This window comes from Streptomyces sparsogenes subsp. cuspidosporus (genome assembly GCF_039532705.1).
Lineage (GTDB): Bacteria > Actinomycetota > Actinomycetes > Streptomycetales > Streptomycetaceae > Streptomyces > Streptomyces sparsogenes.
Map to the genome: position 1 here is coordinate 1 of NZ_BAAASD010000090.1, position 10,751 is coordinate 10,751.

The following is a 10,751-nucleotide window of genomic DNA, read 5'->3' on the forward strand; positions in this document are numbered from 1 at the left end:
CGCATGGGGTGGAGCCTGCCGCTGTGGTGGGGCATTCGCAGGGTGAGTTGGCGGCCGCTGTGGTGGCGGGTGTGTTGTCGATCGAGGACGCGGCGCGGGTGGTGGCGTTGCGGAGTCAGCTGATCGGGCGGGAGCTGGCCGGGCGGGGCGGCATGGTGTCGCTGCCGGTGACGGAATCGGTCGCCGAGGAGCTGATCGCGCCGTGGATGGGGCGCATCAGTGTCGCGACGGTCAACGGTCCGGAGTCGACGGTGGTCGCGGGTGAGGCCGCGGCGCTGGATGAGCTGATGGCGGCGTGTGAGCGGGATGAGGTGCGCGCGCGCCGGATTCCGGTGGACTACGGGTCGCACACCCCGCAGGTGGAGTCGATCAAGGACGCTTTGCTGGAGCTGGCGGCTCCGGTGGCGCCGCGCGCCGCCGAGGTGCCGATGTACTCCACGGTCACCGCGGAGCTTCTGGCGGACGGCACGGCCGACGCCGGCTACTGGTACCGCAACCTGCGGCAACCGGTGCGATTCCAGGACACGGTACGGGAGCTGATCGCCACCGGCCACACAAGGTTCGTCGAGGTGAGTCCGCACCCCGTGCTGACGTCCCCGGTCGAGGAGACCGGGGAGGAGGCGGGCGTGGACGTCTTCGCGGGCGGCACCCTGCGCCGGGACCAGGGCGACGGCAGGCGCTTCCTCACCTCCCTGGCCGCCCTGTGGGCGCACGGCGGCGCTCCCGACTGGCAGGCGATGTTCGCCGGCACCGGCGCCCGCCGGGTCGAGCTGCCCACGTACGCCTTCCAGCGCCGCCGCTACTGGCTGGACGGGACGGCCACCGCCCCCGAGGCCGCGTCGGTGAACGACGAGGCGGCCGTACCGGCCGACGCTCACAGCGACGGCGCGGACGGGACCCACGAGGGGACGCGGGACGTCGCCCACGCCGTAGGGAGCCAGACCGCCGCGGTGCTGGGGTACGGCACGCCGGACGAGATCGACGTACGGCGGTCGTTCAAGGACCTCGGCTTCGACTCGGTCATGCTCGGCGACCTGCGGGGCCGGCTCAACACCGTGCTGGGCGAGCGGCTGACCATGGCCACCCTCTTCTCGTACCCGACCCCGGCCCGGCTGGCAGCACACCTGGAGTCCTTACGGGACGGCACCGGGAACCGCCGCACGGCGGCCGTCACGGTGCGGGAGCCCGACCGGGACGGCACGGCGGGCGCCGCGGACGACCCCATCGCCATCGTGGCCATGAGCTGCCGCTTCCCCGGCGGAGTGGCCTCCCCCGAGGACCTGTGGCGGCTCGTCACCGCGGAGCGGGACGCGATCTCGGACTTCCCCGACGACCGCGGGTGGGACCTGGAGCGCCTGCTGCGGCCGGAGGGCCAGGGCCGCGTCTCCACCGGGGTCGGCGGATTCGTCGACCACGCCACGGATTTCGACCCCCGCTTCTTCGGGATATCCCCGCGCGAGGCGCTGGCCATGGACCCGCAGCAGCGGCTGCTCCTGGAGACCTCCTGGGAGCTGCTGGAACGCGCCGGCATCGACCCGGACACGCTGCGGGGCAGCAGGACCGGCGTGTTCGTCGGCACGATGGACCAGGAATACGGGCCCCGGCTGCACGAGGCGCCGGAGACGCTCGACGGCCTGATGCTCACCGGTAAGACCACCAGCGTCGCCTCGGGCCGTATCGCCTATGTGCTCGGGCTGACCGGACCCGCGCTCACCGTGGACACCGCCTGCTCCTCCTCGCTGGTGGCCCTGCACCTGGCCGTGGAGTCCCTGCGGCGCGGTGAATGCTCGATGGCGCTCGCCGGCGGCGCCACGGTGCTGTCGACCCCGGGCATCTTCACCGAGCTGACCAGCCAGCAGGGGCTGGCACTCGACGGCCGGTGCAAGGCCTTCGCCGCGGCCGCCGACGGCACCGGCTTCTCGGAAGGCGCCGGGATGCTGCTGGTCGAGCGGCTCTCGGACGCGCGCCGCAACGGCCACCGGGTACTGGCGGTCGTGCGCGGCTCCGCCATCAACCAGGACGGCGCCTCGAACGGCCTGACCGCGCCCAACGGGCTCTCACAGCAACAGGTCATCCGGGACGCCTGGGCGAGCGCGGGGCTCACGGCCGCCGACGTGGACATGGTGGAGGCACACGGCACCGGGACCGCGCTCGGCGACCCCATCGAGGCGGAGGCGCTGCTGGCGACCTACGGCCAGGACCGGCCCGAGGACCGCCCGCTGCTGCTCGGCTCGCTCAAGTCCAACATCGGCCACACCCAGGCGGCCGCGGGCGTCGCGGGCGTCATCAAGGCGGTGCTGGCCATCCGGCACGGCCTGGTGCCGCGCACCCTGCACGTCGACCGGCCGACACCGGAGGTGGACTGGTCCACCGGCGCGGTGCGGCTGGCCATGGAGAGCACCCCCTGGCCCGAGACCAGCCCGGTCCGGCGGGCCGGTGTCTCCTCGTTCGGCATCAGCGGCACCAACGCCCATGCGGTGCTCGAACAGGCACCCGCGGCCGACCCGGCCCCCGCCCCGCCGGCGCGCCACGGCGGTGCGCTGCCCTGGGTGGTCTCGGGCCGCACCGCGGCCGGACTGCGCGCACAGGCGGCACGGCTGCGGGAGTTCGCGGCCGGCAGCGGGGTGACGGACGAGGAGCTGGGGCGTGCCCTGGCCACCACCAGGTCGGCGCTCGAGCACCGCGCCGTCGTGGTGGCGGAGGACCGGGAGACGTTCCTGGCCGGGCTCGACGCCCTGGGGGCGGGGGAGTCCGCGGCCCATGTGCTGAGCGGACGGGCGTCCGACGAGCCCGGGGGCGTGGTGTTCGTCTTCCCCGGACAGGGCAGCCAGTGGGCCGGCATGGCAGTGGAGCTGCTCGCGTCCTCCGAGGCGTTCGCGCGGTCGATGGCGGAGTGCGATCGGGTGATCGGTTCCTTCGTGGACTGGTCGGTGGTGGACGTGCTGCGAGGCGACCCCGAGCTGCTGGAGCGCATCGAGATCCTGCAGCCGGTGCTGTTCGCGGTGATGGTGTCGCTGGCCCGGATGTGGCGGTCGTTCGGTGTGGAGCCGGGCGCGGTGGTGGGCCATTCCCAGGGGGAGATCGCGGCCGCGTTCGTGGCGGGCGCGCTGAGCCTGGAGGACGCCGTCAGGATCGTGGTCCTGCGCAGCCGGCTCTTCGCGGACGAACTCATGGGCAGGGGCGCGATCGCCTCCGTGGCGCTCCCCGTCGAGGACGTACGCCGGCTGATCGAGGGCCGGCCCGGCCTGTCGGTGGCCGGCATCAACGGGCCGAACGCGTGCACGGTGGCCGGCGGGCTGGACGAGCTCGGAGAGTTCGTCGAGCTGTGCCGGGACCGGGGCGAGCGGGCGCGGGTGGTGCCCTCGACGGTGGCCTCGCACGGCCCCCAGGTGGAGCCGCTGAGGGAACACCTGCTGGAACTGCTGGCGCCGACGGCCCCGAAGGCGGCCCGTGTCCCCTTCTACTCCACGGTCACCGGTGAGCGCATCGACACGCTGAAGCTGGACGCGGAGTACTGGTACTCGAACGCGCGCGAGCCGATCCAGTTCTCCGAGGTGACGCACGCGCTGATGGACGACGGATACCGGGTGTTCGTGGAATCGAGCGCCCACCCCGTGCTGACCACCCCGCTGCAGACCATCGGCCACGCCGCCGAGCGCGACATCCTCTGCGTCGGCACCCTGCGGCGCGAGCGGGGCGGCATCGACCAGGTGCTCACCTCGCTCGGACAGCTGTGGATACGGGGCATCCGGCCCGACTGGCCCGCGCTCTTCGCCCCGGCCGCCGCCGGCACCGAGCCGGTCGAGCTGCCCACCTACGCCTTCCAGCGCGACCGTTACTGGCTGGCGCCCGCGGCGGCCGGCGCGCCGGTCCAGGTGGAGCTGCCCTCGGCGCCGCTCTCCGAACCGGTCCACGGCTTCCGGCAGAAGGTGCTCGACGCCCCCACCGACGCCCAGCGCCTGCGCGTCGTACTGGACGAGGTGTGCGGCCAGGCCGCGGCGGTCCTCGGCTGGGCCTCGGCACAGGAGGTCGAGGTCCGGCGGGCGTTCCGGGACTCCGGTTTCGACTCGCTGACCGCCACGGACCTGCGCAACAGGCTCGGGACGGCCACCGGGCAGACCCTCGCGCCGACGGCCGTGTTCGACTACCCGACGCCGCTGTCGCTCGCCGAGCATCTGCGCGACCTGATCCTCGGCGCCACGAGCCCCGACCCGGACTCCGCAGCCGTGCCCGCCCGCACGGCGTCCGGCGACGACCCCATCGCCATCGTGGCCACCAGCTGCCGCTTCCCCGGCGACGTACGCTCTCCCGAGGACCTGTGGCGGCTGCTGATGGACGAGCAGGACGCCATCGGCGGACTCCCGGACAACCGCGGCTGGGACCTCGGCGCGCTGTACGACCCGGACGCTTCGCGGGTGGGCACCAGCTATGTCGACCAGGGCGGGTTCCTCTACGACGCCGGGGAGTTCGACGCCGGGTTCTTCGGGATCTCGCCACGCGAGGCCGTCGCCATGGACCCGCAGCAGCGGCTGCTGCTGGAGACCTCCTGGGAAGCCATGGAACGGGCGGGGCTCGACCCCACGTCGCTGCGGGGCAGCAGGACCGGCGTCTTCGTCGGCCTCGTTCCGCACGGCTACGGCACCGATGCCACCAACGCCCAGGAGTCCGGCGGCTATCTGTTCACCGGAGCCGCGGGCAGTGTGGCCTCCGGCCGCATCGCCTACACCTTCGGGCTGACGGGTCCTGCCGTGACGGTGGACACGGCGTGCTCGTCGTCGCTGGTGGCGCTGCACCTGGCGGTGCGGGCGCTGCGCCAGGGCGAGTGCTCGATGGCGCTCGCCGGCGGAGTGACGGTGATGTCGACCCCGGGCGTCTTCACCGAGTTCAGCCAGCAGCGCGGGCTCGCCCCCGACGGTCGCTGCAAACCCTTCGCCGCGGCGGCGGACGGCACCTCGTGGAGCGAGGGCGTCGGTGTGCTCCTCCTGGAGCCGCTGTCCCAGGCCCAGCGCGCCGGCCACCAGGTGCTGGCCGTGATCCGCGGCACCGCGGTCAACCAGGACGGCGCCTCCAACGGCCTCACCGCGCCCAGCGGGCCGGCGCAGCAGCGGGTCATCCGCCAGGCGTTGAGCGACGCCGGGGTGGCCGCCGCGGACGTGGACCTGGTCGAGGCGCACGGCACCGGCACCACCCTGGGCGACCCGATCGAGGCCCAGGCACTCCTGGCGACATACGGCCAAGGACGTCCCGCCGACCGGCCGCTGCTGCTCGGCTCGCTCAAGTCGAACCTCGGCCACACCTCCGCCGCCGCGGGTGTGGCCGGTGTGATCAAGGTGGTGGAGGCGATGCGGCGGGGTGTGGTGCCCAGGACGTTGCATGTGGATGAGCCGACGCCGCATGTGGACTGGTCGTCGGGTGCGGTGGAGTTGGTGACGGAGGGGTGTGCGTGGCCGGAGACGGGGCGTGCGCGGCGTGCGGGTGTGTCGTCCTTCGGGGTGAGTGGGACGAACGCGCATGTGATCGTGGAGCAGGCCCCGGCGGAGGAGCCGGCCGGGGACGCGGAGGTGGGGTCGGGTCCGGTGGGGTTGGTGGCCGGTGGGGGTGTGGTGCCGTGGGTGGTGTCGGGCCGGTCGGCCGCGGCTGTACGGGGGCAGGCCTCGCGGTTGCGGGAGTTCGTGGCTTCCTCCGAGGCGTCCGTCGTGGATGTGGGGTGGTCGCTGGCTTCCTCCCGGGCGGGCCTGGAGCACCGGGCGGTGGTGCTCGGCTCCGACCGTGACGAGCTGCTGACCGCTTTGGAGGCCGTGGAGACGGGTGAGCCGACGACCGGCGTGATCTCGGGTATCGCCCTGGAAGGCGCGGCCGATGGTGTGGTGTTTGTCTTCCCGGGTCAGGGTTCGCAGTGGGCGGGTATGGCGACGGGGCTGTTGGACGTGTCGCCGGTGTTCGCGGAGCGGTTCGGGGAGTGCGCTGCGGCGCTGGCGCCGTATGTGGACTGGGTGCCGGGGGATGTGGTGCGGGGGCGTGCGGGTGCGCCGTCGTTGGAGCGGGTGGATGTGGTGCAGCCGGTGTTGTGGGCGGTGATGGTCTCGCTCGCCGAGGTGTGGCGTGCGCATGGGGTGGAGCCCGCTGCCGTGGTGGGGCATTCGCAGGGTGAGTTGGCGGCCGCTGTGGTGGCGGGTGTGTTGTCGATCGAGGACGCGGCGCGGGTGGTGGCGTTGCGGAGTCAGCTGATCGGGCGGGAGCTGGCCGGTCGGGGTGGCATGGTGTCGCTGCCGGTGGCGGAGGCCGCGGCGTACGAGCTGATCGCGCCGTGGACGGGGCGGATCAGCGTCGCGACGGTCAACGGTCCCCGGTCGACGGTGGTCGCGGGTGAGGCCGCGGCGCTGGATGAGCTGATGGCGGCCTGTGAGCGGGAGGGGACACGGGCGCGCCGGATTCCGGTGGACTACGGGTCGCACACCCCGCAGGTGGAGTCGATCAAGGACGCCCTGCTGGAGCTGGCGGCGCCGGTGGCGCCGCGTGCGGCGCAGGTGCCGATGTACTCCACGGTTACTGCGGAGCTTCTGGGTGACGGCACGGCCGACGCCGACTACTGGTACCGCAACCTGCGCGAGCCCGTACGCTTCCACGACACCATCAAGGCGCTGATGGCCACGGGCCACACCACCTTCGTCGAGGTGAGCCCGCACCCCGTGCTGACCTCCGCCATCGAGGACGCGGGAGAGGCCACGGCGGCGGAGGTGACCGCGGTGGGCACCCTGCGACGCGACGAAGGCGGCGCCCGGAGGTTCTTGGCGTCCCTGGCCGCCCTGTGGGCGCGGGGCGTCGTACCGGACTGGCAGGCGGTGTTCGCGGGCACCGGTGCCCGCCGCGTGGAGCTGCCCACCTACGCCTTCCAGACCAGGCACTACTGGTTCGACACGGCACCGGCCCGCCCCGCGGCGAGCGCGGATCCGCACGCCGCCTTCTGGGAGGTCGTGGAGCGCGAGGACCTGGAGGGACTCGCCGAGACCCTGCGGCTCGACGAGTCGCGGCCCGAGCTGACGGCCGTACTGCCCGCGCTCTCCGCGTGGCACAAGCGGCACGCCGAGGCCGCCACCCTGGACTCGTGGCGGTACCGGGCGCACTGGAAGCCGCTGCCCGGCGCCCCCCAAGCGACGCTGTCCGGCACCTGGCTGGTGGCCGTCACCCGAGACCAGCTCGGCGGGACGCTCTACGAGACGGTGGCCGACACGCTGCGCCTGCACGGGGCCGTGGTCGAGCCGCTCGTCCTCGGCGACACCGGGCACATCGGTGACGTCGGTGACGTCGGCGACACGGGGACGGCCGGGGAAGGGCCGTGGGCCGCGGCGCTCGCCGCGCACTCCGAGGCGGCCGGCGTGCTGTCGCTGCTCGCGGAGGACGTGACGCCCCTCGCGGACCGGCCCGCCGTCCCGGCCGGCCTGGCTCACAACCTCGCGCTCCTGCAGCGACTCGAGGTGTCCGGCCTGGACGCGGCGCTGTGGTGCGTCACCCGGGGAGCGGTGTCCACCGGCGAGCGTGACGCGCTCACCAGCCCGGCACAGGCGTTGACCTGGGGCCTCGGCCGGGTGGCGGCACAGGAGTTGCCGTCCCGCTGGGGCGGTCTGGTGGACCTGCCGCAGGAGCCGGACGAGCGTGTCCTCGCCCGGCTGTGCGCGGTGCTCGCGGCCGGGGGCGACGAGGACCAGGTCGCGATCCGCCCGACCGGGACCTACGGGCGCCGGCTCGTCCGCGCGCCCCTCGGCGACGCGCTGCCCGAGGGCTGGGCCCCGGCCAGGGGTACCGTGCTGATCACCGGCGGCACCGGCGCCCTTGGCAGCCGGGTCGCCAGGCGGCTGGCCGCCCAGGGCGCCGAGCACCTGCTGCTCGTCAGCAGGCGGGGCGGTGCCGCCCCGGGCTACGCCGAACTGGAGGCCGAACTGACCGCGGCGGGCGCCCGGGTGACCGCGGCGGCCTGCGACGTGGCGGACCCGGACGCGCTGCGCCACCTGTTGAAGTCGGTGCCCGACGACTCTCCCCTGACGGCGGTGGTGCACACGGCGGCCGTGCTGGACGACGGGGCGCTCACCACACTGACCCCCGCGCAGCTCGACCGGGTGCTGCGGGTCAAGGCGGGGGCCGCCTGGCAACTCCACGAGATGACGCAGGACCTCGGGCTCACGGCCTTCGCGCTGTTCTCGTCGCTGGCCGGCACGGTGGGCATGGCGGGCCAGGGCAACTACGCGCCGGGAAACGCCTACCTGGACGCGCTCGCCCAGCACCGCCACGCGCAGGGGCTCGTGGCCACCTCCGTGGCCTGGGGCTCGTGGGCGCAGGGCGGCATGGCCGACCGGGACGCGGTCGGGGAGACCAGCGCCCGGCACGGCGTACCGCTGCTGCCGCCCGAGCGCGCCCTCGCCTCCCTGGAAGCCGCGTTGGCCCACGGCGACCCCAGCCTCGTGATCGCCGACATCGACTGGGAGAGGTTCGCGCACGCCTACACCGCGACGCGGCCCAGCCGGCTGCTCGACGAACTGCCCGAGGCCCGCGCCGTCCTCACGGCTGAGGGGGCCGCCGAGGGCGCCGTCACCGCTCCGCTGCGCGAGCGGCTGGCCGGGCTGGCTCCGGCCGAGCGCGAGCGGCAGCTGCGCGAAGCCGTACGCGCCCAGGTGGCCGACGTCCTCGGTCACGACTCCGGCGAGTCGGTGGAGCTCCGGCGCCGGTTCCTCGAACTCGGCCTGGACTCGGTCACCGCCGTGGAGCTGCGCAACCGGCTCAGCGTCGCGACCGGTCTCAGGCTGCCCACCACCGTCGTTTTCGACCACCCGACCGTGACCGACCTTGTGCGCCACCTCGGCACCGAACTGTTCGGCGACGACCGCCGGACCGCGGACTCCGTAGCCGCGACAGCGCCGGGCACGGCCGAACTCGACCGTCTCGAGGCGCTGTTGACCCGGCTCCCCGACGGCGACCCCTCCCGCACGGAACTGGCCGGGCGGCTGCGGCACCTGTTGCGCGCCGCCACCGGCGCGGCCCCCGGGAGCGAGGAGGCCGTCGCCGCCGAGGACCTCGAATCCGCCAGCAACGACGAGATCTTCGAATACATCGGCAAAGAGTTCGGGATCTCCTGAAGCCCTTGTCGCCGTCGCGGCTCTGACCGGCGCCCTCGCCCGGGCGCACGCCTATGTCCGTCTCACTCTCGGGGGCACGCAAGCATGGATGACGCCAAGAAGCTCCGCTACTACCTGACACGGGTCACAGCCGAGCTGAAGGAGACCCAGTCGCGGCTGCGTGCCGTGGAGTCGGCGAGCGGCGAGCCGGTGGCGATCGTCGGCATGAGCTGCCGCTTCCCCGGCGGTGTCGGCTCACCCGAGGACCTGTGGCGGCTGCTCGCCGAAGGGGGCGACGCCATCACGGGGCTCCCCGCCGACCGCGGCTGGGACCCGGCCGCCCTGGTGGACGTGACCGGCGAGCGCCCCGGCACCTCGTACGTGGCCGAGGGAGGCTTCCTCCACGACGCCGGGGAGTTCGACGCCGGGTTCTTCGGGATCTCGCCCCGCGAGGCGCTGGCCATGGACCCGCAGCAGCGGCTGCTGCTGGAGACCTCCTGGGAGCTGTTCGAACGCTCCGGAATCTCCCCGGACGCCCTGGAGGGCAGCAGCACCGGTGTCTTCATCGGCTCCAGCTTCCGCGACTACGGCAGCAGGCTGCCCGCGATCCCCGAAGAGGTCGAGGGCCACGCCATGACGGGCACGGCGGGCAGCGTGGCCTCGGGCCGTATCGCCTACAGCTTCGGGCTGACGGGTCCTGCCGTGACGGTGGACACGGCGTGCTCGTCGTCGCTGGTGGCGCTGCACCTGGCGGTGCGGGCGCTGCGGCAGGGCGAGTGCTCGATGGCGCTGGCCGGCGGGGTCGCGGTGATGTCGACGCCGGACCTGTTCACGGAGTTCAGCCGGCAGCAGGGCCTCTCCCGGGACGGCCGCTGCAAGGCGTTCGCCGCCACCGCCGACGGAATGGGCGCGGCCGAGGGCGTGGGCCTGCTGCTGGTCGAACGGCTCTCGGACGCGCGCCGCAACGGCCACCGGGTGCTTGCCGTGATCCGCGGCTCGGCGGTCAACCAGGACGGCGCCTCCAGCGGCCTGACCGCGCCCAGCGGGCCGGCGCAGCAGCGGGTCATCCGCCAGGCGTTGAGCGACGCCGGGGTGGCCGCCGCGGACGTGGACCTGGTCGAGGCGCACGGCACCGGAACGGCCCTGGGCGACCCGATCGAGGCGCACGCGCTGCTGGCCACGTACGGCCAGGACCGGCCCGGGGACCGGCCGCTGCTCCTCGGCTCGGTCAAGTCCAACCTCGGCCACACGCAGGCCGCCGCGGGTGTGGCCGGTGTGATCAAGGTGGTGGAGGCGATGCGGCGGGGTGTGGTGCCCAGGACGTTGCATGTGGATGAGCCGACGCCGCATGTGGACTGGTCGTCGGGTGCGGTGGAGTTGGTGACGGAGGGGTGTGCGTGGCCGGAGACGGGGCGTGCGCGGCGTGCGGGTGTGTCGTCCTTCGGGGTGAGTGGGACGAACGCGCATGTGATCGTGGAGCAGGCCCCGGCGGAGGAGCCGGCCGGGGATGCGGAGGCGGGGTCGGGTCCGGTGGGGTTGGTGGCCGGTGGGGGTGTGGTGCCGTGGGTGGTGTCGGGCCGGTCGGCCGAGGGTGTGCGGGGGCAGGCGGCGCGGTTGCGGGAGTTCGTGGCTGCTGCCTCGGAT

2 protein-coding genes are annotated in these 10,751 nt (G+C 73.9%); both read left to right on the top strand.

Annotated elements, in window-relative coordinates:
• Positions 1-9,128, top strand: a 9,128-nt coding sequence (locus ABFY07_RS41950) for a type I polyketide synthase (protein ID WP_428837112.1), incomplete at its 5' end; no start/stop codon positions are given.
• 84 nt (positions 9,129-9,212) lie between these two features.
• The coding region (locus tag ABFY07_RS41955; protein WP_346179504.1) for a type I polyketide synthase at positions 9,213-10,751 on the top strand (1,539 nt) is incomplete at its 3' end.